General features: G+C 65.7%; 20 protein-coding genes. 14 read left to right on the forward strand and 6 right to left on the reverse strand.

What is annotated here, in order from left to right; all coding sequences use genetic code 11:
- Positions 1-51 precede the first annotated feature (51 nt).
- Positions 52-972 carry a helix-turn-helix transcriptional regulator gene (locus QX132_RS09115; protein WP_316160814.1) on the reverse strand — a complete coding sequence of 307 codons (921 nt, stop codon included), beginning with the start codon at positions 970-972 and terminating at the stop codon, positions 52-54.
- Between the two features lie 109 nt (positions 973-1,081).
- On the opposite strand from QX132_RS09115, the gene QX132_RS09120 reads away from it, so the two are divergent.
- From QX132_RS09120 to boxB, 4 genes are all read left to right on the forward strand, one after another.
- Complete coding sequence (locus QX132_RS09120) at positions 1,082-2,617, forward strand: benzoate-CoA ligase family protein (RefSeq protein ID WP_315773696.1); 1,536 nt, start codon at positions 1,082-1,084, stop codon at positions 2,615-2,617.
- Between the two features lie 339 nt (positions 2,618-2,956).
- Positions 2,957-3,760, forward strand: coding sequence for an alpha/beta hydrolase (locus tag QX132_RS09125; RefSeq protein ID WP_316160816.1), 804 nt, complete (start codon positions 2,957-2,959; stop codon positions 3,758-3,760).
- Positions 3,761-3,855: 95 nt separating this feature from the next.
- A complete protein-coding gene (gene boxC / locus QX132_RS09130) occupies positions 3,856-5,544 on the forward strand; it encodes a 2,3-epoxybenzoyl-CoA dihydrolase (RefSeq protein ID WP_316160818.1) in 1,689 nt (562 codons plus the stop codon).
- Between the two features lie 114 nt (positions 5,545-5,658).
- Complete coding sequence (gene boxB / locus QX132_RS09135) at positions 5,659-7,110, forward strand: benzoyl-CoA 2,3-epoxidase subunit BoxB (protein WP_316160820.1); 1,452 nt, start codon at positions 5,659-5,661, stop codon at positions 7,108-7,110.
- A gap of 114 nt (positions 7,111-7,224) precedes the next feature.
- On the opposite strand, the gene QX132_RS09140 is transcribed toward boxB, so the two are convergent.
- Complete coding sequence (locus tag QX132_RS09140; RefSeq protein WP_315717136.1) at positions 7,225-8,034, reverse strand: SDR family oxidoreductase; 810 nt, start codon at positions 8,032-8,034, stop codon at positions 7,225-7,227.
- A gap of 115 nt (positions 8,035-8,149) precedes the next feature.
- The gene (locus QX132_RS09145) at positions 8,150-9,208 is read right to left on the reverse strand and encodes a polysaccharide deacetylase family protein (protein WP_316160822.1); all 1,059 of its coding nucleotides are present in this window, start codon (positions 9,206-9,208) and stop codon (positions 8,150-8,152) included.
- Between the two features lie 164 nt (positions 9,209-9,372).
- Here QX132_RS09145 and QX132_RS09150 point away from each other — a divergent pair, with 164 nt between their 5' ends.
- The 4 genes from QX132_RS09150 to QX132_RS09165 all read left to right on the forward strand — a co-directional run bounded on the left by QX132_RS09150 (position 9,373) and on the right by QX132_RS09165 (position 13,998).
- Complete coding sequence (locus tag QX132_RS09150; RefSeq protein ID WP_316160823.1) at positions 9,373-10,767, forward strand: OmpA family protein; 1,395 nt, start codon at positions 9,373-9,375, stop codon at positions 10,765-10,767.
- 4 nt (positions 10,768-10,771) lie between these two features.
- Positions 10,772-11,077: a hypothetical protein gene (locus QX132_RS09155; RefSeq protein ID WP_315740516.1), complete on the forward strand. Its 306-nt coding sequence runs from the start codon at positions 10,772-10,774 to the stop codon at positions 11,075-11,077.
- 529 nt (positions 11,078-11,606) lie between these two features.
- Positions 11,607-12,662 carry a lysylphosphatidylglycerol synthase domain-containing protein gene (locus tag QX132_RS09160; RefSeq protein ID WP_315740515.1) on the forward strand — a complete coding sequence of 352 codons (1,056 nt, stop codon included), beginning with the start codon at positions 11,607-11,609 and terminating at the stop codon, positions 12,660-12,662.
- A gap of 28 nt (positions 12,663-12,690) precedes the next feature.
- Positions 12,691-13,998 (forward strand): ATP-binding protein, encoded by a 1,308-nt coding sequence (locus QX132_RS09165; RefSeq protein ID WP_315740514.1) that lies wholly within the window; start codon positions 12,691-12,693, stop codon positions 13,996-13,998.
- 121 nt (positions 13,999-14,119) lie between these two features.
- Here QX132_RS09165 and QX132_RS09170 read toward each other — a convergent pair whose 3' ends face one another.
- On the reverse strand, positions 14,120-14,635 hold the full coding sequence (locus QX132_RS09170; RefSeq protein WP_315717142.1) for a GcrA family cell cycle regulator: 516 nt from the start codon (positions 14,633-14,635) through the stop codon (positions 14,120-14,122).
- 476 nt (positions 14,636-15,111) lie between these two features.
- On the opposite strand from QX132_RS09170, the gene QX132_RS09175 reads away from it, so the two are divergent.
- From QX132_RS09175 to QX132_RS09185, 3 genes are all read left to right on the forward strand, one after another.
- Positions 15,112-16,323 carry an aspartate aminotransferase family protein gene (locus tag QX132_RS09175; protein WP_315740512.1) on the forward strand — a complete coding sequence of 404 codons (1,212 nt, stop codon included), beginning with the start codon at positions 15,112-15,114 and terminating at the stop codon, positions 16,321-16,323.
- An 8-nt stretch (positions 16,324-16,331) separates the two neighbouring features.
- On the forward strand, positions 16,332-17,258 hold the full coding sequence (gene argF / locus QX132_RS09180) for an ornithine carbamoyltransferase (RefSeq protein WP_316161091.1): 927 nt from the start codon (positions 16,332-16,334) through the stop codon (positions 17,256-17,258).
- Between the two features lie 252 nt (positions 17,259-17,510).
- Positions 17,511-18,518, forward strand: coding sequence for an Hsp33 family molecular chaperone (locus QX132_RS09185; RefSeq protein ID WP_315740511.1), 1,008 nt, complete (start codon positions 17,511-17,513; stop codon positions 18,516-18,518).
- A gap of 912 nt (positions 18,519-19,430) precedes the next feature.
- On the opposite strand, the gene apaG is transcribed toward QX132_RS09185, so the two are convergent.
- Positions 19,431-19,823 carry a Co2+/Mg2+ efflux protein ApaG gene (gene apaG / locus QX132_RS09190; RefSeq protein WP_315735770.1) on the reverse strand — a complete coding sequence of 131 codons (393 nt, stop codon included), beginning with the start codon at positions 19,821-19,823 and terminating at the stop codon, positions 19,431-19,433.
- A gap of 323 nt (positions 19,824-20,146) precedes the next feature.
- On the opposite strand from apaG, the gene QX132_RS09195 reads away from it, so the two are divergent.
- The 3 genes from QX132_RS09195 to QX132_RS09205 are packed head-to-tail and all read left to right on the forward strand — an operon-like array spanning position 20,147 to position 23,413.
- Positions 20,147-21,487 carry an OpgC domain-containing protein gene (locus QX132_RS09195; RefSeq protein WP_315757638.1) on the forward strand — a complete coding sequence of 447 codons (1,341 nt, stop codon included), beginning with the start codon at positions 20,147-20,149 and terminating at the stop codon, positions 21,485-21,487.
- Positions 21,487-22,245 (forward strand): SGNH/GDSL hydrolase family protein, encoded by a 759-nt coding sequence (locus tag QX132_RS09200; RefSeq protein ID WP_315735774.1) that lies wholly within the window; start codon positions 21,487-21,489, stop codon positions 22,243-22,245. Before QX132_RS09195 ends, QX132_RS09200 begins: the two co-directional genes overlap by 1 nt.
- A gap of 13 nt (positions 22,246-22,258) precedes the next feature.
- On the forward strand, positions 22,259-23,413 hold the full coding sequence (locus tag QX132_RS09205) for an SGNH/GDSL hydrolase family protein (protein ID WP_315778387.1): 1,155 nt from the start codon (positions 22,259-22,261) through the stop codon (positions 23,411-23,413).
- An 87-nt stretch (positions 23,414-23,500) separates the two neighbouring features.
- Here the strand turns inward: QX132_RS09205 and QX132_RS09210 are convergent, their stop codons facing one another.
- Complete coding sequence (locus QX132_RS09210; protein ID WP_315773990.1) at positions 23,501-24,709, reverse strand: O-succinylhomoserine sulfhydrylase; 1,209 nt, start codon at positions 24,707-24,709, stop codon at positions 23,501-23,503.
- Positions 24,710-24,712 lie beyond the last annotated feature (3 nt).

Genomic DNA, 24,712 nt, shown 5'->3' on the forward strand with positions numbered 1-24,712 from the left:
GTGGTTAATGCGTACCGGACGCTTGCGGCGCGGTCGAAGTCGCACGACGTCTCACGCCCGCGCGAACATCCGGGCGTCGCCCGTCAGCACCGGCTGCACGGCATCGCTCAGCCGCACAGCCGCTGCCTCGACCGACAGCCCCGCCGTATCGACCACCGCATTGGCCCTTGCGTACAGCGGCTCGCGGCTCGCCAGGATGTTGCGCAGCTCGGCCATCGCCGAGCGGTCGTCGGCCATCGGGCGCAGGTCACCTTGTTTGCGCACACGCCCCATGTGCTCCTCCGGCTCGGCCTTGAGCCAGATGGTGTAGAACGAGGTCAGGATCAGGTCGAAGGTGACCGGCTCGGAGACGATGCCGCCGCCGGTCGCCAGCACCATCGGCTCCTTGCGCGCGAGCAGTTGCACCAGGGCGGCCTGCTCCATCCGGCGAAAGCCTTCCTGGCCGTAGAGCGCGATGATCTCGGCAACCGAAAGCCCGTTCTGCCGCTCGATCTCCTTGTTCAGCTCGACGAAGCTCCAGCCGATCCGCTCCGCCAGCATCTTGCCGAGCGTCGACTTGCCGGCGCCGCGCAGGCCGATCAGCGCAATGCCTGAGAACGAACGCCGCAATGGCGCCGATGCGCCGCCGGCAAGCAGCTCCTTGACCTCCGCGATCTGGCTCGGGCTCGCCTTCTTCAGGAGATCGCGAATGACCGGCCAATCGGGCGACGGCTCGCCGCCGGGGATGATGTCGTCGAGCGGCGCGTTGATCGCATTCGCGATCCGGCGCAGCAGCACGATCGAGACATTGCCCTTGCCGCTCTCGAGCTGGGCGATGTAGCGCTCGGAAATCCCGGAGACCTCGGCCAGCACCTTGCGCGACATGCCGGCGAGGCCGCGCATCCGCCGCACCCGCTGGCCCAGCTGGTCGAGGAAATCGGTCTCGGCCGTGGACTGGCCGTCGTCACGCGGGGCATCGCTGTGTGGCGTCATATCCCTGAGGTACTCTTTTGACCAGGAAACATAATGCCGAGGAGGATTGACAGCAAGCGACGTTGATGGCCTTGTATGAATTATAATTCAAAAATCCGGGGAGAATGCCGTGAAGTCGTACAATGCGGTATCGTGGTTGCTTGACCGCAATGTCGAGGCGGGCCGCGGCGACAAGCTCGCCTACACGGACACGGTCTCGGAGCTGACCTATCGCGGTCTGCAACAGCAGACCTGCCGCGTCGCCAACATGCTGCGCCGCCTTGGCGTCCGCCGCGAGGAGCGCGTGGCGATGATCATGCTCGACACGGTGGATTTCCCCGCGGTGTTTCTCGGCGCGATGCGCGCGGGCGTCGTCCCGGTGCCGCTCAACACGCTGCTGACCTCGGAACAATACGCCTATGTGCTCGCCGACTGCCGCGCCCGCGTGCTGTTCGTGTCCGAGGCGCTGTATCCGGTGGTGAAGGACATTGTCGGCCGGATGCCGGATCTCGATTGCGTCGTCGTGTCCGGCGCCAATGCCTTCGGCCACAAGCTGCTCACCGAGGAGCTCGCGCGCGAGAGCGATCAGTTCGACACGGTGGCGACCCACGAGGATGAGCCTGCGTTCTGGCTGTATTCATCCGGTTCGACCGGCATGCCCAAGGGCGTGCGCCATCTGCACGGCAATCTCGCCGCGACGGCAGAGACCTATGCCAGCCAAGTGCTCGGCATCCGCGAGAGCGATGTCTGTCTGTCAGCCGCAAAGCTGTTCTTCGCCTATGGCCTCGGCAATGCGCTGACCTTCCCGCTGTCGGTCGGCGCAACCACGATCCTCAACTCCGAGCGCCCGACGCCGGCGCTGATGTTCAAGCTCCTCAACCGCTACAATCCGACCATCTTCTACGGCGTGCCGACCTTGTTCGCCGCGATGCTGCACGATGAGTCGCTGCGCCATGAGAAGGCCGGCAGCGCTCTGCGCATCTGCACCTCGGCCGGGGAGGCGCTGCCGGAATCGGTCGGCAATGCCTGGAAGGCGCGGTTCGGCGTCGACATTCTCGATGGCGTCGGCTCGACCGAGCTGCTGCATATCTTCCTGTCCAACGCGCCCGGGGACATCAAATACGGCTCATCGGGGCGCCCTGTGCCGGGCTATCAGGTTCGTCTTGTCAATGAGGCCGGCCAGGACGTGCCGGACGGCGAGGTCGGCGAGATGCTGGTGCATGCACCGTCCGCCGGTGAGGGCTACTGGAATCAGCGCCACAAGACCCGCTCGACCTTCGAGGGCTATTGGACGCGCACCGGCGACAAATATGTCCGCGACGCCGATGGGCGCTACACCTTCTGCGGCCGCTCCGACGACATGTTCAAGGTCTCCGGCATCTGGGTGTCGCCGTTCGAGGTCGAGAGCGCCCTGATCACGCATCCCTCCGTGCTCGAAGCGGCCGTGGTGCCGGAAGCCGATCCGGAAGGCCTGTTGAAGCCCAAGGCCTATGTCGTGCTGCGCCCGAGCGTCGATCGCTCGACCCTGCACGAGGCACTGAAGGAACACGTCAAGCAGAAGATCGGCCCGTGGAAATATCCGCGCTGGATCGAGGTGGTGGACAGCCTGCCGAAAACCGCGACCGGCAAGATCCAGCGCTTCAAGCTGCGCGAGGGGGCACATTAGCTGTCATTGGCTGTCATTCCCGCGCGCGCCGCAGTCGCGAACCCGGAAGCTCGACGTGGGTGAGATCAAGCGACAGACAATCTCAAGATTCCGGATCGGCCCAGCTTCGCTGCGCCGTCCGGAATGACGGGGCCGGGATATGTGCATGGTGACGCAACTCATCGCCGCGAACTCCGCTCGGCTCTCTCCCCCCTTGTGGGGGAGAGGTGGAGAGGGGGGTACCACGCGCGCCGGTGCGTGTGGCTTACCCCCCTCCCTAGCCCTCCCCCACAAGGGGGGAGGGAACGAGGGAGCGAGCTGCGGGAGCATTTTACATCACGTGCAGACGGAGCGGTCGCGATGGCGCTAGCTGCATCAGGCTTCCTCACCATCGACACCGCTCAACTCGAATATCGCTTGATCGGTCCGCAGCCATCCGACGCGCCATGCATCGTGCTGCTGCATGAGGGCCTCGGCTCGGTCGGCCTGTGGGGCGATTTTCCCGACAAGCTCCAAGCCGCGACCGGCGCCTCCGTGTTCGCCTATTCGCGCGCCGGCTACGGCGCCTCAAGCCCGGTGACGCTGCCGCGGCCGCTCGACTACATGCAACGCGAGGCCCGCGATGTGCTGCCGAAGCTACTTGATGCGATCGGCTTTCAGCGTCGTCTCCTCGTCGGCCATTCCGACGGCGCCTCGATCGCGGCGATCTACGCCGGCGGCCGCGCCGATCATCGCCTCGACGGCGTCGTGCTGATCGCCCCGCACGTGATCGTCGAGGACGTCTCGGTCGCGTCGATCGCCGCTATCAAGACCACTTACGAAACCACGGAGCTGCGCACCAAGCTCGGCCGCTGGCACAAGGACGTCGACAACGCGTTTTACGGCTGGAACGGCGCCTGGCTCGATCCGGCATTTCGGGCCTGGGACATCACCGGCGACCTCGCCTACGTCCGCGTCCCCGTCGCGGTGATCCAGGGCATCGACGACCAGTACGGCACCATCCGCCAGGTCGAGATCATCCAGGAGGAGTGCTATTGCCCGGTCGAGGTGACGATGCTTCCCAAGACCGGCCATTCCCCGCATCGCGAGTCGCCTGACGCCACCTTGCGGGTCATTGCCGAGTTCGCGGCCGCGACCTTGCCGGCCCCGGCATCACGAACATGAAACAAAGTGCATGTTTCGGCTTTTTGTCGTAGACGTCAGTCAAAACATGAATTATTGTGCATCTCAACGATAAGCACTCCAACGAAGGGTGACTCATGGCCGGGGAAGACCGCGTGCTCGCGGGAGGCAAGACGTTCATCGATTTTCAGACCGATCCCTCCCGCTACAAACATTGGAAGCTCTCGATCGACGGCGAGGTGGCGACGCTCGCCATGGACGTCGACGAGAATGGTGGCCTGTTCGAGGGCTACCAGCTCAAGCTCAATTCCTATGATCTCGGTGTCGACATCGAGCTGGCGGACGCCGTGCAGCGGCTGCGCTTCGAACACCCGCAAGTGAAGGTGGTCGTGCTGCGCTCGGCCAAGCCGCGTGTGTTCTGCGCCGGCGCCAACATCCGCATGCTCGCGGGCGCCACCCATGCCCACAAGGTGAACTTCTGCAAGTTCACCAACGAGACCCGCAACGGCTTCGAGGATTCCAGCGAGAATTCCGGCCAGCGCTTCATTACCGTGGTGAACGGCACAGCGGCCGGCGGTGGCTATGAGCTCGCGCTCGCCACCGACCACATCATCCTCGCCGATGACGGATCGTCCTCGGTGTCGCTGCCGGAGGTTCCGCTGCTCGCCGTGCTGCCGGGCACCGGCGGCCTGACGCGCGTCGTCGACAAGCGCAAGGTGCGCCGCGATCGCGCCGATGCGTTCTGCACGACGGAAGAGGGGGTCAAGGGCAAGCGCGCCGTGCAGTGGCGGCTGGTCGATGAGATCGCGCCGAACTCCAAGGTCGATGCCAAGGTGGCCGAGCGCGCCAAGGAGTTCGCGGCCGCCTCCAAGCGCAACGGCAGCGGCAAGGGCGTTGCGCTCACGCCGCTCAAGCGCGTGATCGATGCGTCGAGCGTGCGCTACGGCTTCGTCAACGTCGACATCGATCGCGCCGCCCGCATCGCCACGATCACGATCTCGGCCCCCGAAGCCGCGCCGCCCGCCGACATCGACGGCATGATCGCGCAGGGCGCATCGTTCTGGCCGCTGCAGGTTGCGCGCGAGCTGGATGATGCCATCCTGCATCTGCGCATCAACGAGCTCGGCATCGCCATGCTGGTGTTCAAGTCGCATGGCGAGCGCGCCCAGGTGCTGGCCCATGACGCCTTCCTGGAGGCCAACAAGGCGCATTGGCTGGTCAACGAGATCCGTCACTATTGGAAGCGCGTGCTGAAGCGCATCGACGTCACGTCGCGGACGCTGGTGACCTTGGTCGAGCCCGGCTCCTGCTTCGCCGGCACACTCGCCGAGCTCGTGTTCGCCTCCGACCGCTCCTACATGCTGATCGGCACCATCCAGGGCGACAACCGTCCGGCGCCGGCGATCGAATTGTCGGCGATGAATTTCGGCCCCTATCCGATGAGTCACGGCCTGACGCGACTGGAGTCGCGCTTCCTCGCGGATCCCAGCGATCTCGAGCGTGTCCGCGCGCAGACTGGCAAGCCGCTCGAGGCCGATGAGGCCGAGGAGCTGGGCCTCGTCACCTTCGCGCTCGACGACATCGACTGGGAGGACGAGATCCGCGTCTTCCTCGAGGAGCGCGCCAGCTTCTCGCCGGACAGCCTCACGGGTCTCGAAGCCAATCTGCGCTTCGCCGGCCCCGAGACGATGGAATCGAAGATCTTCGCCCGCCTCACCGCCTGGCAGAACTGGATCTTCCAGCGCCCCAACGCGGTCGGCGAGGAGGGCGCGCTCCGGCGCTACGGCACCGGCGAGCGGCCGCAATACGACATGACGCGAGTGTAAGGGGAGCGAATAGGGAGTGGCGAATAGCGAATAGGGAAGGATGTCTGGACCCCCTATTCGCTACTCGCCATTCGCTACTCGCCTCCAACAGATCAAAGCCCCCGGGAGGTCTCCATGAACATGAACATCATGAACGTCGATTACTCGACCAAGATTCCGAACAACGTGAATCTCGCCGAGGACCGCCAGGTCCTCAAGGCGCTGGAAGGCTGGCATCCCGGCTATGTCGACTGGTGGAACGACATGGGTCCCGACGGCTTCCAGCAGTCGCTCGTCTACCTGCGCACGGCCTATTCGGTCGATCCGCGCGGCTGGGCCAAGTTCGACTACGTCAAGATGCCGGATTACCGCTGGGGCATTCTGCTGGCTCCGCAGGAGGAAGATCGCAAGATTCCGTTCGGCGAGCATTATGGCGAGCCGGCCTGGCAGGAGGTCCCCGGCGAATACCGCGCGCTGATGCGCCGCCTGATCGTGATCCAGGGCGACACCGAGCCGGCCTCGGTCGAGCAGCAGCGCCATCTCGGCAAGACCGCGCCGTCGCTCTACGACATGCGCAACCTGTTCCAGGTCAACGTCGAGGAGGGTCGCCACCTCTGGGCGATGGTCTATCTGCTGCAGAAATATTTCGGCCGTGACGGCCGTGAGGAGGCCGACGAGCTGCTGCGCCGCCGGTCGGGCGACGCGGATTCCCCACGCATGCTCGGCGCCTTCAACGAGAAGACGCCGGACTGGCTGTCGTTCTTCATGTTCACCTACTTCACCGACCGCGACGGCAAGATGCAGCTGCACTCGCTCGCGCAGTCCGGCTTCGACCCGCTGTCGCGCACCTGCCGCTTCATGCTGACCGAAGAGGCGCACCACATGTTCGTCGGCGAGACCGGCGTCGGCCGCGTCATCCAGCGCACCGTCGAGGCGATGCGGGCCGCCGGGATCGATGATCCCACGGACATCGCACGCGTCCGCGCGCTCGGCGTCATCGACCTGCCGACCATCCAGAAGAAGCTGAACCTGCATTACACGCTGTCGCTCGACCTGTTCGGCTCGGAGGTCTCGACCAACGCTGCGAACGCCTTCAATGCCGGCATCAAGGGCCGCTATCACGAGACCCAGATCCAGGACGATCACCAGCTCAAGAACGCGACCTATCCGGTGCTCAAGCTGGTCGACGGCGAAATCAAGCGGGTCGACGAGCCGGCGCTGACCGCGCTCAACATGCGCCTGCGCGACGACTACTCGCAGGACTGCGTCAAGGGCCTCTTGCGCTGGAACAAGATCATCAGCACGGCGGGCTACGACTTCCAGCTCAAGCTGCCGCATACCGCCTTCCACCGCGCCATCGGCGAGTTCAAGGACGTCCATGCGACGCCCGACGGCATCCTGATCGACGAGGGGACCTGGGCCAAGCGCAAGAGCGACTGGCTGCCCTCGACCGATGACGGCGCCTACATCTCCTCACTGATGAAGCCGGTTACCGAGATCGGCGAGTACGCGTCGTGGATCGCGCCCCCGAAGGTCGGCATCGACAACAAGCCGGGTGACTTCGAGTACGTGAAGATCGAGACTTGATGAGAGGCGAATAGCGAGTTGCGAGTAGCGAATAGGGGAAGTAGCCCATTCGCTATTCGCTATTCGCTATTCGCTATTCGCTATTCGCTATTCGCTATTCGCTATTCGCCCTTCTCAGCTATCCCAGCCCGCGCCCGGAATCCCCGGGTTTGCGTAGACGATACCGCCATCGACCGCGATCGTATTCCCCACCACGTAGTCGCCCGCGCGCGAGGCGAGGAAGATCGCTGTGCCCGCCATGTCCTCGTCGGTGCCGATGCGCCCGGCGGGCACGCGCGAGGCGACCTCGTCGGCGTTGTCGCGCGCGGCCTTGTTCATGTCGGACTTGAACGGTCCGGGCGCGATCGCGGTCACCACGATGTGGTCCTTGATCAGCTTGGCCGCCATGCGCCGCGTCAGATGGATCAGGCCGGACTTGCTCGCCGCATAGGAATAGGTCTCGAGCGGGTTGACGAAGATGCCGTCGATCGAGGCGATGTTGATGACCTTTGCCGGCCGTTCGGCGCTGGCCGCCGCACGCAAGGGAGCTGCGAGCGCCTTGGTCAGGAAGAACGGCGTCTTGAGGTTGAGGTTCATCACCTTGTCCCAGCCGCTCTCCGGGAATTCGTCGAAGTCGGCGCCCCACGCCGCGCCGGCATTGTTGACGAGGATGTCGAGCTTGGGCTCGCGCTTCTTGATCTCGCCCGCGAGCGTCTCGATGCCGGCCATCGTCGAAATGTCGATCGGCAGCGCGACGCATTCGCCGCCATATTCCGTCGTCAGTGCCTTGGCGGTCGCCTCGCAGGGCCCGGCCTTGCGCGCGGTGATGTAGACCCTCGCCGCGCCATGCGCGAGCAGGCCGGATGCGATCATCTTGCCGATGCCGCGCGAGCCGCCGGTGACGAGCGCGATGCGTCCTTCGAGTGAGAACAAGTTCCTGAGCATGAAGCCTCCCTTTTCTTATGTCATGCGTGCTTGTGAGCGGGACGCGCCAGCACGTCAAGTGAGACGCAGTCGCACGAATTCGCCGCAATTCAATCGGGGGAACGTTATGGCGGGGCTATGCCGCGTCGATGCGGCGGAAGCCGTTCCACATCGCGGTGGCCGCGCCCGAGGTCAGCACCGGCAGCACGCGGGCGTCCTGGTAGTGGCCGTTCAGCGAGACACGCGACAGGGCCGTGAGATGATCGGCGCTCCCGGCGAAGATCATGCCGGGGCGGGTGGTGACGGCGGTCTTGTAGCCGCTCGCGGCCGCCAGCACGAACTCGCGCTGGGAGGCGGCGGCGCGGTCGCCGTAGGGATAGGCCATGTGTAGCACCGGCCGCTGCAACTCGTTCTCGATCCGAGCACGGCTGTCGGCGATCTCGATGCGCGCCGTCTCCTCGGTCTGCTTGGCGAGATTGCAGTGACTGATCGAATGTGCGCCGATCGAGATCAATGGCTCAGTCGAAAGCGCCCGGAGCTCGTCCCAGGACAGGCAGAGCTCACGGCAGATCGAGGCCTCGTCGACGTCGTAGCGCGCGCACAGCGCGCTGATCTCACGCCGGACGTCGTGCTCGCCCGGCAGTGCGCGCAGCCAATCGTGCAGGCGCTGGAACGTCACGCATTTGGCTGCCGGCGTCGATGCATCGAGCTGCAGCGACAGCCCGCCGATCTCGATGTCGATCGTTTGCGCCTTCGCGACCAGCCGCTCCAGCGTCACCCACCAGAGCCGGCCCAGTCCCGATGCGAAATCGCTCGTCACATAGATGGTGAACGGCGCATCGAACTCGCGCATGACAGGCAGCGCGAAGTCGCGGTTGTCGCGATAGCCGTCGTCGAAGGTGAAGCAGGCGAAGCGGCGCGAGAAGTCCTTCGCCACCAGCCGGCTGTGCAACTCGTCGAGGGTGATGATCTCGATGTCGTGGTCGCGCAGGTGCGACAACATTTCGCGCAGGAAATCCGGCGTGACCTCGAGGTGACGATTGGGCTGGAAATCGGCGTCGTGGTGCGGCCGCACATGATGCAGCGTATAGATCGCTCCCACGCCCGAGAAGATCGGGCGCAGCCAGACATGCGCGCCGCTCAGATACAGCGCTTCCAGGCCGGCACGGATAAAGGTTTTGCGAAATCGCCTCATCTGAAATATGCGGCCCGGTGAGTGTCGGGACAAGGTTACCGACGAATGATTGAAGAAAGCCTTAGCCTGCGGTCGCAACGTACCGTGCGGCGCGCCTCATTTCCGGTTTGACAGGCATGCAAGGGTTTGTTTTCTCTCTGCTTCCTCGATGCGACGGATGACGAATGCGTGGACTTTTCAGGTGGAGCGGGAAATGGTGGCCTGGCGTCCTCCCGCTGATCGTGCTTTGGGGCCTCGCGGCCTGGACCAGCACCGTTCCCCTGGAGAATGATCTCGCCGGCCGCAGTTCGGCCGTCCTGAAGGGGGCCGTGCTCGACCGGACGAGCATCACGGTGGATGGCCGCGATGTCTCGCTGCGCGCCAATGCATTTTCTGAGGCTGGACGCCGCGATGCGGTCGCTGCGGTGGACGGCGTGGCCGGCGTGCGGCTCGTCAACGACGAGACGCGGCTGGTCCCCGAGGCCAAGCCCTTCGTCTGGTCGGCCGAACGCGACGTCGTCCGGGTGACGCTGGGCGGCAATGCGCCGTTGCCCGCCTTGAAGGGCAGGCTGATGGACGCGACGCGGGCGGCGCTGCCAGGCGTGGAGGTCGCGGACCAGATGGGCCTGGCGCGCGGCGCGCCAACGCGCTTCGAGGATGCGGCGCTGCTGCTGATCGGCCAGATCGGCAGGCTGAAGGACGGCAAGTTCACGATCTCCGATGGCGAGGTCGCATTGTCCGGCATGGCCCGCGAGCTCGGCGGCCGCGAGGCGATCGCGGCCGCGCTCGGCAAGCTGCCGGACGGCTTCAAGGTCGCCAGCAACGAGGTCAAGGCGCCACCCTACATCTTCCAGGCCTACAAGGACCCGGTCGCGGTCACCGTGACGCTCGCCGGCAACGTTCCCGACGAGAACATCCACGCCGTCGTCGTCGGCTCTTCATCGCGAAAATTCTTCAGCGAGAAGGTCGTGGACAATCTCAAGAACAGCATCGGTGCGCCCACCAACTTCGTGAATGCGGTGGTGCCGGCGCTGGGCGCCTTGTCGCGGCTGTCGACCGGCACGCTGGTGGTGTCCGACCGCGACATCAAGATCTCCGGCGACGCGCTCTATGACGCCGCCGCCGCCCAGATCCGGACCGGGCTCGCCAAGGATGTCCCACAGGGCTGGCAGGTGAAGGCCGACATCACGGTGAAGCCGGCAGCCGCCCCGGTCGATCCCACGGTGTGCCAGCAGCTGTTCTCGGACCTGCTCGGCAAGGCGAAGATCCGATTCGAGACCAGCCGCAGCGACCTCGACAGGGATTCCACCGGTCTGCTCGACCGCCTCGTCGAGATCGCGTTCCGCTGCCCCTCCGCCAATGTCGAGATCATCGGCCACACCGATGCCGATGGCGACTCCGCGGCCAATCAGGTGCTGTCGCAGAAGCGCGCCCAGGCGGTGGTCGAATATCTGGTCAAGGCCGGACTGCCGGCCGACCGCTTCACCCCGATCGGCTATGGCAGCACCCAGCCGGTCGTCTCCAACGACACCGCCGACGGCCGGGCACAGAACCGCCGCATCGAATTCGTGGTGAGGTAACGTCATGGCCTATCTCGTTGCCTTTCACTGGGGCTGGCTGGCCGGCGCCTTCGCCATCGGGCTGGCGATGGGCTGGGTCGCCGTGGTGCATCGCGCCCCGCGCGTGTCGGGCTGGCTGACCTGGCTGCTGGCAGTGCTGGCCGCCGGCCTGGTCGCGGCGGCCGTGGCCTGCCTGATCCCCGGCCGGGCCGGCTACTGGCTCGAGCTGCTGCTGATCATGTTCGTGCCCTACCTCGTCGGCTGCGCCATCGGCACGTGGCTGCGGGCGCTGGTGGTGATCCGCAGCATGCGGACGAAATCGGCGGCCTGAAGCGGCCGCCCGCCGGTCTGCGTCCGACGCCACCTGCCAAGACTGCTGCCAAGACTGCTGCCAAGACTGCGGCGGCGCCCCCCGCCGTCCGTGTGCCCGGGCCATCGCAACTGCGAGACACGAAGGTTTGACGAGGTGCGACCCTGTCAAACGCGCAGCCGGCGCTTATCGTTGAACGATGACGACCCGCCCAGCCGTGGGGCCCCCCGGAAAGCCCGGAGATGCGCGTTCCTCACCGAAGTTTAACCTGGGCTTTGCAGGCTGGCCGGGAGCGTGCGCCGACCCTCCGTCCTGCATGATGCCTTGCCCGATGTCTTTGCCTGATGTCTTGCCTCATGTGCGGCAAAACGGTGCATCGCATTTCCGTAAAGCCTGCTAAGTATATCCATGTGTACGCTTTTGTTCGCACGCTCCGTGTTCCCCAATGCGTCGAAACGCGCTACGAGGGCGTTGTATGCGCACATGACGCGGCGGCCTCCGGGGCGCGGCGTCCCCGGCCGTCGTGATCGGATCACGGTGAGAGGTGTAGATGCTTGAAGCCATACGCAGAGCGGCCACGTTCCTGCGCGAGAAGCAAGTCCTGCACAAGCTCGGCGTGCTGATCAGCATCGCTGTGATCGCGGTCGCCTGCTACGTCCTCTACCACATGCTTCGCGGCATCGACACCTACGAGGTGCTCGAGGCGATCAAGAGCACGGAGCCGCATCAGATCGCGCTCGCCGCGCTGTTCGTCGCCGCCGGCTATTTCACGCTGACCTTCTACGACCTGTTCGCGGTGCGCGCGATCGGCCACGACCACGTGCCCTACCGCGTCAATGCGCTGGCCGCCTTCACCAGCTATTCGATCGGCCACAATGTTGGCGCCAGCGTCTTCACCGGCGGTGCCGTGCGCTACCGCGTCTATTCGGCCCATGGGCTGAACGCCATCGACGTCGCCAAGATCTGCTTCCTCGCCGGCCTGACGTTCTGGCTCGGCAATGCCGCCGTGCTCGGGCTCGGCATCAGCTATCATCCGGAGGCGGCGGCCTCGATCGACCAGCTGCCGCCCTGGGCCAACCGCATGGCGGCGATCGCGATCCTGGTCGGTCTGTTGGGGTATGTCGCCTGGGTATGGACCAAGCCGCGCGTGGTCGGCCGCGGGCCGTGGACCGTTGTGTTGCCGAGCGGCCCGCTGACCCTGCTGCAGATCGCGATCGGCATCATCGACCTCGGCTTCTGCGCGCTCGCGATGTATGTGCTGGTGCCGGACGAGCCCAATCTCGGCTTCGTCGTCGTGGCCGTGATCTTCGTCTCGGCGACCTTGCTCGGCTTCGCCAGCCATTCCCCCGGCGGGCTCGGCGTGTTCGACGCCGCGATGCTGGTCGGGCTGTGGCAGATGGACCGCGAGGAGCTGCTGGCCGGAATGCTCTTGTTCCGGATGCTGTATTATTTGGCGCCGTTCCTCATTTCTGTAATCTTGCTGACGTTTCGCGAGGTTATCATCAGCACGCGGTCGAAGCGGCTGCGGCAGGCCGCGCTCAGCCTCGATCCGGGCCCCCCGCCCGAAGCCGCTTTTGTGAGGAAGCGCAGCGATTCCGGTGCCTGACGCCAGCTCAAGGGAACAGTAGGACGAGATGGCTCTCGACGCTCCCTCCGACACGGCGCTCTCGATCTTCACCCCCTGGCCGGACCGGCTGCGCCATTCCGCGATCATTCTGCTGGCTGCGGCGCTCGCGCTTGCCGGGCTCGTGCTGCTGGACGAGCTGCTGCCGCTGCGGGCCCTGGCGGTATTCCTGTGTATCGCCGCCGCCGCCCTGGTGCCGTGGCGGCTGCATGGCGCGGTCGCCAAGCGGGAGGAGGAGCGCCACGCCAACCCGGTCGAGGCGCCGGCCGTGAGCGCGGTGGTCGAAGGCATCCCCGATCCCGCCGTGCTGCTCGACCGCGCCGGCCGCGTCATCCACCTCAACGCCGCCGCCGCGCAGCTCGCGCCTGCCTTGCGCAAGGGCGAACTCGCCCAATTCGCGCTGCGCACGCCGGAGATCATCACCGCGCTGCGCGAGGCGATCGCCACCACCGAGATCCGCCGCGCCACCTATCACGATCACGTTCCGGTCGATCGCTGGATGGAGCTGATCATCACGCCGGTGCCGGTGCCGACGGCGTTCGGCGGCACCGACAAATGCATGCTGATGACGTTCCACGATCTGACCCCGCTACGCCGGGTCGAGGAGATGCGCGCCGATTTCGTCGCCAATGCCAGCCACGAGCTGCGCACACCGCTGGCGGCGCTCTCGGGCTTCATCGACACGCTGCAGGGGCCGGCCAAGGACGATCCGAAGGCGCGCGAGCGCTTCCTCGGCATCATGCACATCCAGGCGACGCGCATGGCGCGGCTGATCGACGATCTCCTGTCGCTGTCGCGGGTCGAGCTGTCGGCGCATGTCCAGCCCCACGCCATGGTCGACGTCGTCCCCATCATCCGCCAGGTCACCGACGGGCTGGAGTCGCTGGCGCGCGAGCGCCAGGTGGTGATCGAGACCAGCCTGCCGGAGGCGCCGGTGACGATCGCCGGCGACCGCGAGGAGCTGCTGCGCGTGTTCGAGAACCTGATCGAGAACGCGCTGAAATACGGCGCCTCGGGCGGCCGCGTGATCGTCTCGCTGGAGCAGGCCGTCTCCGCCGAGAACGCGCCGGAGATCCGGGTCAAGGTGCGCGATTTCGGCCCCGGCATCGCGCCCGAGCATCTGCCGCGGCTGACCGAGCGCTTCTATCGCGTCGATGTCGGCGACAGCCGCGCGCAGGGCGGCACCGGGCTCGGCCTCTCCCTGGTGAAGCACATCCTCAACCGCCATCGCGGCCGGCTTCTGATCGAGAGCGTGCCGCGCAACGGCGCCGCTTTCACGGCCTGCTTTCCGCAGTCCAGGCCCGCAGCACGCGCCTGACGGGCGGGCGCATCTTGCGGCCCGGCGCAGGCCGGGCGCATATCATCGATCGTTGTGAACAGAGGCCGGACATCGCGAGGCGATGCGGAGCACCTCATCGCCCGCCGTGGTCGCCGGCCGCTCAGCGCGTGGTCGACTTCGCCGGCTGGCGGCGGCGGTCGGCTGCGGGCTGATAGGCGACGCGCGAATGCTGCGCGCAATAGGGCAGGCCGGACAGCGCCTTGCCGCCGCAGAAGAAGAAATCCGCGCTCGAGGGATCGCCGACCGGCCAGTGGCAGGTCGCCTCGTTGAGCTCCAGCAGCGACAGCCGCTGGTTCATCGGCACGACGTTGTCGAATGCAACCGGATCGGGCTCCGCCTCAACCTCGAAAACCTGTGCGAGCGCCGTGTTGCCGCGCGCCACCGGGCGCGCCACCCGCATCATCGGCTGTGCCGGGCGGGCCGCCTTGCGCTGGCGCGGTGCCGCGGTGGCCGGGCTCTTGGCGCGGCCGGACAGGCCCAGCCGGTGCACCTTGCCAATCACGGCGTTGCGCGTCACGTTTCCGAGTTCCGCGGCGATCTGGCTGGCCGACAGTCCGGCTTCCCAGAGTTTTTTCAGTTGCTCGACGCGATCGTCGGACCAGGTCAATACGGTCATCGAACCTTTCCCTTCGCGTTGCGCCGGCCAATCCGGGACGGCGCTGCGATGCTGTCTCAAGAAAATCCCTGACGGCAGAATCCCTTGTCCCTCGCCGGGCGCGCGCAAGGCACCCGGACGTTACGCAAACTCAGAGAACTTCGAGAGGGATCAGAACTGCCGCACGAGATGTCGTACTCGACGTTGAAAACGCTACAATATGGCGTGACTCCCGCGCAAGAGTCGGCGGCCGCAGTCCACACATTCCGTGGTTCCCTGTGGCACGTCTCGAGCTGTGTCAGGCGTCCGGAATCTCACGGGCCGGCCCCCCATGCATCAGCTGACGCGTAGTTGACTCCCACCGCTGCCCGCATACAATAGATGCACGTGCCGCCTTGAAAAGGCGGCACATTTTGTTTTCCAGGGTGGGGTCCCTGATGCGCGATGGCGCCGCGTGGCGCGTGTCTCGGCCGGCCCGTCAGCTCATGTGATCCGCCATGACCAGTGTTGCCGCTACGCATCTCCTCCCCGTATTCGCCCGGGTCGATCTTTCGTTCGAGCGCGGCGAAGGCGCGTGGCTGATCGCGACCAATGGCGACCGTTATCTCGATTTTACCTCGGGCGTCGCAGTCAATTCGCTCGGCCATGCGCATCCGCATCTGGTCAAGGCGCTGCAGGAGCAGGCGGCCAAGCTCTGGCACATGTCGAACCTGTTCAAGAGCCCGGATGGCGAGCGCCTTGCCGCGCGGCTGTGCGAGCAGAGCTTTGCCGACTACGTGTTCTTCGCCAATTCGGGCGCGGAAGCGATGGAAGGCGCGATCAAGATCACGCGCAAATATCACGCCGCCAAGGGACATCCCGAACGCTATCGTATCATTACGTTCGAAGGCGCGTTCCACGGCCGCACGCTCGCCACGCTCGCCGCGACAGGTTCGGCCAAATATCTCGACGGCTTCGGTCCGCCGATGGACGGCTTCGATCAGGTTCCGTTCGGCGACATCGAAGCAGTGAAGAAGGCGATCGGTCCGCACACCGCCGGTATCCTGGTCGAGCCGGTGCAGGGCGAGGGCGGCGTGCGCACCGCGCCGCTGCCGTTCTACAAGGCGCTGCGCCAGCTCTGCGACGACAACGGTTTGTTGCTGGTCATCGACGAGGTCCAGACCGGCATGGGCCGCACCGGCGATCTGTTCGCGCATCGCTGGCTCGGCGTCACGCCGGACGTGATGTCGTTGGCGAAGGCGCTCGGCGGCGGCTTTCCGATCGGCGCCGTGCTCGCCACGGCCGAGGCCGCGTCGGGCATGACGCCGGGCTCGCATGGCTCGACCTTCGGCGGCAATCCGCTGGCGGTCGCCGCGGCCAACGCCGTGCTCGACGTGATGCTGGCGCCCGGCTTCTTCGATCACGTCCGCAAGATGTCGCTGCTGTTGAAGCAGAAGCTCGGTGCCGTTCTCGATCGTCATCCCGATGTCATCTCCGAGATCCGAGGCGAGGGCCTGCTGATCGGCGTCAAGGCGGTGGTGCCGTCGGGCGATCTGGTCGCGGCGCTGCGCGATCAGAAGCTGCTCACGGTGGGGGCCGGCGACAACGTCGTACGCTTCCTGCCGCCGCTGATCGTCAACGAATCCGAAATCGAACAATCGGTCGAGATGCTCGATCGCGCCTGCGCGGCGCTGTCGGGCGGGCCTGCCAAGCAGGCGGCCGCATCATGAGCAAGACCATGGGCAACACGCCGCGTCATTTCCTCGATCTCACCGAGATGCCGGTGGAGGAGTTGCGCAACGTGCTGGCGCTGTCCAGCGCGATGAAGAAGACCTTGAAGGCGCGCGAGCCGGCGAAGAAGCCGCTCGAGGGCAAGGTGCTGGCGATGATCTTCGACAAGCCGTCGACGCGCACCCGCGTGTCGTTCGACGTCGGCATGCGCCAGCTCGGCGGCGAGGCGATCATGCTGACCGGCACCGAGATGCAGCTCGGCCGCGGCGAGACCATCGCCGACACCGCGCGCGTGCTGTCGCGCTATGTCGACGCCATCATGATCCGCATCCTCAGCCATGAGGCGCTGCTCGAGCTCGCCGCGCACGCCACCGTGCCCGTGATCAACGGTCTGACCCGGCGCTCGCATCCCTGCCAGGTGATGGCCGACGTGATGACCTTCGAGGAGCATCGTGGCTCCATCGAGGGCCGCACCGTGGCCTGGACCGGCGACGACAACAACGTGCTGGCCTCCTGGGCGCATGCCGCCGAGCGCTTCAAGTTCCGGCTCAACGTCGCCACCCCGCCGCAGTTGTCGCCGGGCAAGCCGATGAAGGATTTCATCCGCGCCACCCGGGCCGACATCCATCTCGGCCACGATCCGGAGGACGCTGTCGCCGGTGCCGACTGCGTCGTCACCGACACCTGGGTGTCGATGGGGGACAAGGATGGCGAGCACCGCCACAATTTGCTCAAGCCCTATCAGGTCAATTCCAAGCTGATGTCGCTCGCCAAGCCGGAGGCGCTGTTCATGCACTGCCTGCCGGCCCATCGCGGCGAGGAGGTCACCGACGAGGTGATCGACGGCCCGCAGTCGGTGGTGTTCGACGAAGCCGAGAACCGCCTGCACGCGCAGAAGGGCATCCTGGCCTGGTGCTTCGGCGAGCGGGCTTAGGGTTCGACGGCGCAATTTCCTGGTGTCGTCCCGGCCCTGAGCCGGGACCCATACCGCGTGATCGAACTGATTTGCAGCGGTGGCCGTTGCTCTGCGTAGTTGGAGCGATCGTGGTTCGTCGGTTGCGGCTTAGCGTCGGCGACTACCACCGACGTCCCTCGATAGCATCCGCGGTATGGGTCCCGGCCCAAGGCCGGGACGACAGCCGGGAGATGCCCTTCCATTCGTTTCAATCATCCCCAAATACGCCCCATGACAACCAATTCCCCCGACAACGACATCCATCTCGACACCAGCCGCGCCCCCTCGGCGGTGCCGGTCGACGACGCCGTGCTGCCGTTCGAGGTCGCGGCGCTCGATCTGCGCGGTCGCCTCACCCGCATGGGTCCCGCGCTCGACGATATCCTCACCAAGCACGCCTATCCCGCGCCCGTGGGCAAGCTGCTCGGCGAGGCCATCGTGCTGACGACCTTGCTCGGCTCCTCGCTGAAATTCGACGGCCGCTTCATCCTGCAGACCCAGACCGACGGGCCGGTGTCGTTCCTGGTGGTCGACTTCCAGGCGCCCGACCGGCTGCGCGCTTACGCACGCTATGACGAGGCGCGACTGCAAGAGCTGAAGGATTCGGCCAAGGACTCCGGCGGCCTGCTCGGCAAGGGCCATCTGGCGATGACCATCGATCAGGGCGCCGACATGAGCCGCTACCAGGGCCTCGTCGCGCTTACCGGCGGCAGTCTGGAGGAGGCCGCGCATGAATACTTCCTGCGCTCCGAGCAGATCCCGACCCGTGTGCGCCTCGCCGTCGGCGAGGAGTGGAGCGGCGGCAAGCACCGCTGGCGCGCCGGCGGCCTGCTGACGCAGTTCCTGCCCCAGGCGCCCGAGCGCCTGCGCCAGGCCGATCTGCATCCCGGCGATGCGCCCGAGGGCACCGAGCTGCATGCGGTCGAGGAAGACGAGGCCTGGATCGAGGGCCAATCGCTTGTCGCGACGGTCGAGGATATCGAGCTGATCGACCCGGCGCTGTCCGGCGAGCGGCTGCTGTATCGTCTGTTTCACGAGCGCGGCGTCCGCGTGTTCGACACCGTGCCGCTGCAGGCGCGCTGCTCCTGCTCGCGCGATGCGGTCGCCAACATGCTGAAGAGCTTCTCGCCCCAGGACCGCGCCGACATGGTGCAGGACGACAAGGTCGTCGTCACCTGCGAGTTCTGCTCCTCGGTCTATCATTTCACTCCGCATGAAGCCGGCGTGACGGAGAATTGACTCTGTTGCGCTCGCTCCGCGCATCGTAGCGATCGTGGTCGAGCGGCAGCCCTCCGTACGTCATCGCGAGCGCGTCGTCGCTTCGCTCCTCGCGATGACGCTCGATAGGCGGCGGCTGCGTCGCGCGGCGTCGGAGAGAATGTCGGGAGTTCGTGTGCGCCGGCGATTTCGATTAGTTCGTTGTTGAAAATCGGTTTTATCGCTGATCGACGCCACATCCTTGCCCGTCGCGTTGATTGGTCGCAGCAACAAACAACTTGTGCCGTCGGGCAAATCACTGGCACATTTCCGCGCATCCTGTTGCCGCATGAGGGGCGTTTCGCGACCGTCACGGACCGTTGGCAGTGGGAGGCGATGGGCGTGTGTTGCCGCAGCGTAGTTCAGTCTGCGCGGACGAACGGCGATGCACGCACGGTCAAGTCGCGCGGTCCTGATATCCCGATGCTGATATCAACTCACGTTGAGGCTTCGCTTCGCGTGGGGATGGCGGCCAGAAAGCCCGGCGCGCCAGGGAGAACGCGAAGCAGCCGTTAAAACCAGTCGCGCAGGGAGGGCCGGGTCGTTCCGGCTGAACCTGTGGTACCTGCCGCCTGCATTTTTTTCTGCAGGCGGGCCGCAGGCCTCAGCCGAGGCCTGGCCTTCCCTGCGCCCTCTATTTGCGGAGGGCGGGCGGATGAATGGGCAAAGCTCGGACGCGGGATGCGTCGCGAGAACGATGACGTGCGGCGTGAGTACAGGATCCATCGTATTGCACGTCGTCCGCTGGCGCGTTGTCGGAAGCTTGCCGGGACGACAGCGGGCCAAACATCGGCAGGCGAGGCGAGCCGCAAGGACAAGGTATTGAACGTCGAGAGCAGCACAAGAGACAGCGAGCGGACGACTGGGGGGCAGTCGAACTGCATGCCTTCTCAGCTAATTCAACACCCGCTTGCCGTCGGGGCTGTCGAGCGAGAAGGCCGGCACGGCGATGTCGAAGTGCTCACCGCTCTCGCTCTCCATCTGGTACGAGCCGGCCATGAAGCCGGACGCGGTGGTGAGCGGGACGCCGGAGGTGTATTCGAAGCGCTCGCCTGGCGCGAGCACCGGCTGCTCGCCGACCACGCCCTCGCCGCGGACCTCCTGCTGCCGGCCGATCCCATCGGTGATGATCCAGTGCCGGCTGCGCAGCCGCACCGTCTCCTCCCCGCTGTTGGTGATGACGACGGTATAGGACCAGAACCAGCGGCCATCGGCCACCGACGACTTCTCAGGCAGGAAGTTCGGTTCGACGGTCACTTCGATGTGGCGAGTCACGGCGCGATACATGGTGGCATTGTAGCGGAAACCAGCGCCGGAACCAATCGGGACGCCATCGTGCTTTCAACACAGTTCCGCATTATGGCACCAGAATCGCGGACTCTGTCGCCCGTATGCGCGATCCGTTCCTTGGGCTCGGATCGGGCGCGGCCGGCAGCACCCTGGCGGTGATCGCCCTGTCCTGCGTCGTGCGATCGCCACCAGCCGTCCGCCAAGGTCGAAAAACTGGGCACGGCCCAGCTGATAAGTCCTTCATCGCTTGCGCGAAAACTGCGCAGCCCTACATTTCCCCTGCCGGGCCTCGAGGGCTGGCAGCTTTGACGCGGTGCCTGATGACGTCGATTGTCGATCGCCTTGCCGGACCGTCCGCCCCCGCAGCCAGCGCCGCACCCGCGCCGGCTACGGAGACTGCCGCTGCGGCGAGCGCGGCTGCACCTGCGGTTGCATCTGCATCTGCCGTCGCGGCTGCGCCGGCCGTCACCGCTGCACCCGCCACCACCGCCGTCCCTGCGATCACCTTCCCGGCGGTCGGCGAGCGCGAACTGCGGCTCGACCTGTTTCGCGGGCTGGCGCTATGGCTGATCTTCATCGACCATCTGCCGCCGAACCTGCTGACCTGGTTCACGCTCCGCAACTACGGCTTCTCCGACGCCACCGAGATCTTCATCTTCATCTCAGGCTACACGGCGGCGTTCGTCTACGGCCGGGCGATGCAGGATGCCGGTTTCATCGTCGCAACCGCGCGCATCCTGCGCCGCGTCTGGCAGATCTACGTCGCCCACGTCTTCCTGTTCACGATCTTCCTCGCCGAGATCTCCTACGTCGCGACCAGCTTCGAGAACCCGCTCTACACCGAAGAGATGGGAATCATGGATTTTCTCAAGCAGCCGGACGTGACCATCGTGCAGGCGCTGATCCTGCGCTTCCGCCCCGTCAATATGGACGTGCTGCCGCTCTACATCGTGCTGATGTTGTTCCTGCCGTTGATCCTGTGGCTGATGCGTTGGCGGCCCGACGTGACGCTCGGCCTATCCGTCATTCTCTATGCCGTGACCTGGGAGCTCGATCTCTATCTGACGGCCTATCCCAACGGCTTCTGGGCTTTCAATCCGTTCGCCTGGCAATTGCTGTTCGTGTTCGGCGCCTGGTGCGCGCTCGGCGGCGCGCGGCGCATGTCGCGCATCATCAACTCGCCGATCACGCTCGGGCTCTGCGTCGCCTATCTGGTCGCGGCCTTCTGTGTGACCCTGACCTGGTACATTCCGCAGCTCGGCCATCTGATGCCGCGCCGAATCGAGCAGTGGATGTATCCGATCGACAAGACCGACCTTGACGTGTTGCGTTTCGCGCATTTTCTCGCACTCGCAGCACTCACCGTGCACTATTTGCGCAAGGATTGGCCGCTCTTGAAGTCGCCGTGGCTGCGTCCGCTGATTGTCTGTGGGCAACACTCGCTCGAGATCTTCTGTCTCGGCGTGTTTCTGGCGTTTGCGGGCCACTTCGTCCTTGCCGAAGTGTCCGGCGGCGCCATGATGCACGCGGTGATCAGCCTTTGCGGCATCCTCATCATGTGGGGGGTGGCGTCGTTGATTTCGTGGTACAAGCGTGAGGCCGATAAGGGCGCGACGCGAAAAGGTGCGCGCAGCAACGCCGATCTGGCGGGAGGGGGCTGATGAAGTCCGTCTCGTGGTTAAGGTTTGGTATCGCAGTGCTGGCTGTTTCGCTGGCGGCCTCTGCGCGCGCGGAAGAGGCGCCGCAGAACTGCGAGGTGCCGGCCTACCTGCTGACCACCGAGAGCCCGCTTCCGAAGGTTGCAGACGCCGTCAAGAACGGCCGCACGCTGGATATTCTCGTCGTCGGAAGCAGGTCATCCTCCATTGTCAGCACCTCCGACGCCAATGCCTACCCCGCCCGTCTGCAGGCTGCGTTGAAGGACAAGCTGCCAACCGTCGCCGTCAATCTCAGCATCGAGCTGCAGCCCAAGAAGACGGCCGAGGAGGTCGCGGGCAATCTCGTTAAACTGGTGGAAGGAAAAAGGCCTAATTTGGTCATCTGGCAGACCGGCACGGTCGACGCCATGCGGTCGATCGATCCTGATGAGTTCCGGCAGGCGGTCGACGACGGTGTGGCGACGCTGCAGAAGGCGGGAGCTGACGTCGTCTTGATGAACCTGCAATACAGTCCGCGGACGGAGACATTGATCTCCGTGCCGCCCTATGTCGACAACATGCGTGTGGTGGCGCAGCACCGGGACATTCCGCTGTTCGATCGGTTTGCCATCATGCGGCAATGGAACGAGCAGGGCGATTTCGACCTGTTCAATCCGACGCACGGAGTCGAGCTGGCCAAGCAGGTTCATGACTGCCTCGGCCGGGCGCTGTCGAAGTTCATCATCGACGCGGCGCATATCGGGCCGGCGCAGCAGAACTAGGGTTATGTCGTTCATGACGTCGAATGAGTGTCACCGCGTCTCCGGGACATGGGAGAAGCTTTCGGCCGTTGCGGTCATTGCCATCGCCCTCGCGCTGAGCCCGCAGAAGCTACGGGCGCAGAGCGCAGCGCCGGCTGCGCCCGCCGCGCTTTCCGATGTGGAGAGCTCCGATCCAAAGGCTCCGCTGATCAGCGGGCGACCGAGCATCGGTCACGTCACGGTGGCGCAGGCGAGCGATCAGGTGCCCGGGCCGATCGCCGTGGCGCGCCCGGCGACCACAACCTCGCCGCCTGCGGCGACGACCGCGCCGGCCATGACCGATGCACAGCCGCCGGCTGCAGCCGGGCAGGCCGTCGTGGCGGCGCCGCCGTCGCGCAGCATCACCGAGCGGGCGATCGACAAGGTCAAGCAGGTCGCGAAGTCGGCCACCGACATCTTCAACCGCGTGCCGTGCCTGACGCCGAAGGGCGTCGCCAAGAAGAATTTCATTTCGCTGCCGCACGTCGCCAACAAGCTCGCCTCCGGCCTGCCGGTCGTCATCGTCGCCTTCGGCTCGTCGTCGACGCAGGGCTATGGCGCGAGCGCGCCGGACTACACCTATCCGAATCGGCTCGCCGCGCAGCTGCGCCGGCAATATCCGATGGTCGACATCAGCGTCATCAATGCCGGCGTCGGCGGCGAGGATGCGCCGGAGATGATGAAGCGGCTGGAGACGTCGGTGATCGACCGGCATCCGGATCTCGTGATCTGGCAGGTCGGCACCAATGCGGTGCTGCGCGATCTCGATCCCGCCGAGACCGCCAAGCTGGTCGATGACGGCGTCGCCAAGATCCAGGCGGCGGCCTCCGATGTCGTGCTGGTCGACCTGCAATATTCGCCGCGCGTCAACGAGCGCTCGGAGAACGCCAGCCGCATGAACAAGCTGCTCGGGCGTATCGCCGAGCTGCATCACGCCGGCATCTTCCCCCGCTTCGAGGTGATGCGCGACTGGCACGAGCGGCAGGCGATCCCGATCAACGAGTTCGTGATCTCGGACGGTCTGCACATGAGCGATTGGGGCTACGCCTGCTTCGCCCAGCTGCTCGGCGACGACATCATCCGCTCGGTCGGCCAGGTCAAGCTCGGCATCAACACGCCGGCCAACGTGCTGACCTATCGGCCGATGTGAGAGTGGCGAGTAGGGAATAGCGAGTAGCGAGTAGCGAATAGGATGCAATCGGTACGCCCTATTCGCCATTCTCTATGCGGCCATTCGCTACGCGGCCCTCAGGGCCGCATCCAGATCCTCGATCAGATCGTCGGCATGCTCGAGCCCGGCGGAGAAGCGGATGAAGCCCTCGCTGATGCCGAGCTCGGCGCGCGCCTCCGGCGTCAGCCGCTGGTGCGTCGTCGTCGCCGGATGCGTGACCAGCGTCTTGGCGTCGCCGAGATTGTTGGAGATGCGCGCGAGCTTCAAGCCGTTGAGCGTGCGGAAGGCGCCGGCCTTGCCGCCCTTCACCTCGAAGCCGACCAGCGTCGAGCCGGCGCGCATCTGCTTGCGCACGGTCGCCGCCTGCGGATGGTCCTCGCGACCGGGATAGATCAGCCGCGAGATCTTCGGATGCGCCGCGAGAAAGTCGGCCACCTTCGCCGCCGTCTCGGTCTGCGCGCGCACGCGCACCGCCAAGGTCTCCAGGCCCTTGAGCAGGACCCAGGCGTTGAACGGCGAGATCGACGGACCGGTCTGGCGCATGAAATTGTGGATGTGCTCGGCGATGAACGCCTCCGACGACAGGATCACGCCGCCGAGGCAGCGGCCCTGGCCATCGATGTGCTTGGTCGCGGAATACACCACGACGTCGGCGCCGAGCGCGAGCGGGCTCTGCCAGATCGGGGTCGCGAACACGTTGTCGACGATCAGCCGCGCGCCACGGGCGTGCGCGATCTCGGCGATCGCGGGAATGTCCATCACGTCGAGCGTCGGATTGGTCGGGCTCTCCAGGAAGAACGACTTGGTGTTCGGCCTGACCGCCTTCTGCCATTGGTCGAGGTCGAGCCCATCGACCAGGGTCGATTCGATGCCGTAGCGCGGCAAGAGATCTTCGACGACGTAGCGGCACGAGCCGAACAGCGCCTTGGCGGCGACGACGTGATCGCCGGCACGGAGGGGAGCGAGGATTGCCGTGGTGACTGCGGCCATGCCGGTTGCGGCCGAGCGGCAGGCCTCGGCGCCCTCGAGCTCGATCATGCGGCGCTCGAACATTGCCGTGGTCGGGTTGGAGAAGCGCGAATAGATGAAGCCGGGATCCTCGCCCTTGAAGCGCGCCTCGCACTCCTCGGCGGTGGCGTAGACGAAGCCTTGCGTCAGATAGAGCGCCTCGGCGGTCTCGCCGAATTCGGAACGCAAGGTGCCGGAATGCACCAGACGGGTTTCAGGACGATAGCGGGCGAACGACGCCGGGGCCTTCGCGGGGGACTTCGACATGTG

It is taken from the genome of Bradyrhizobium sp. SZCCHNRI20481 (genome assembly GCF_032485055.1).
GTDB lineage: Bacteria > Pseudomonadota > Alphaproteobacteria > Rhizobiales > Xanthobacteraceae > Bradyrhizobium.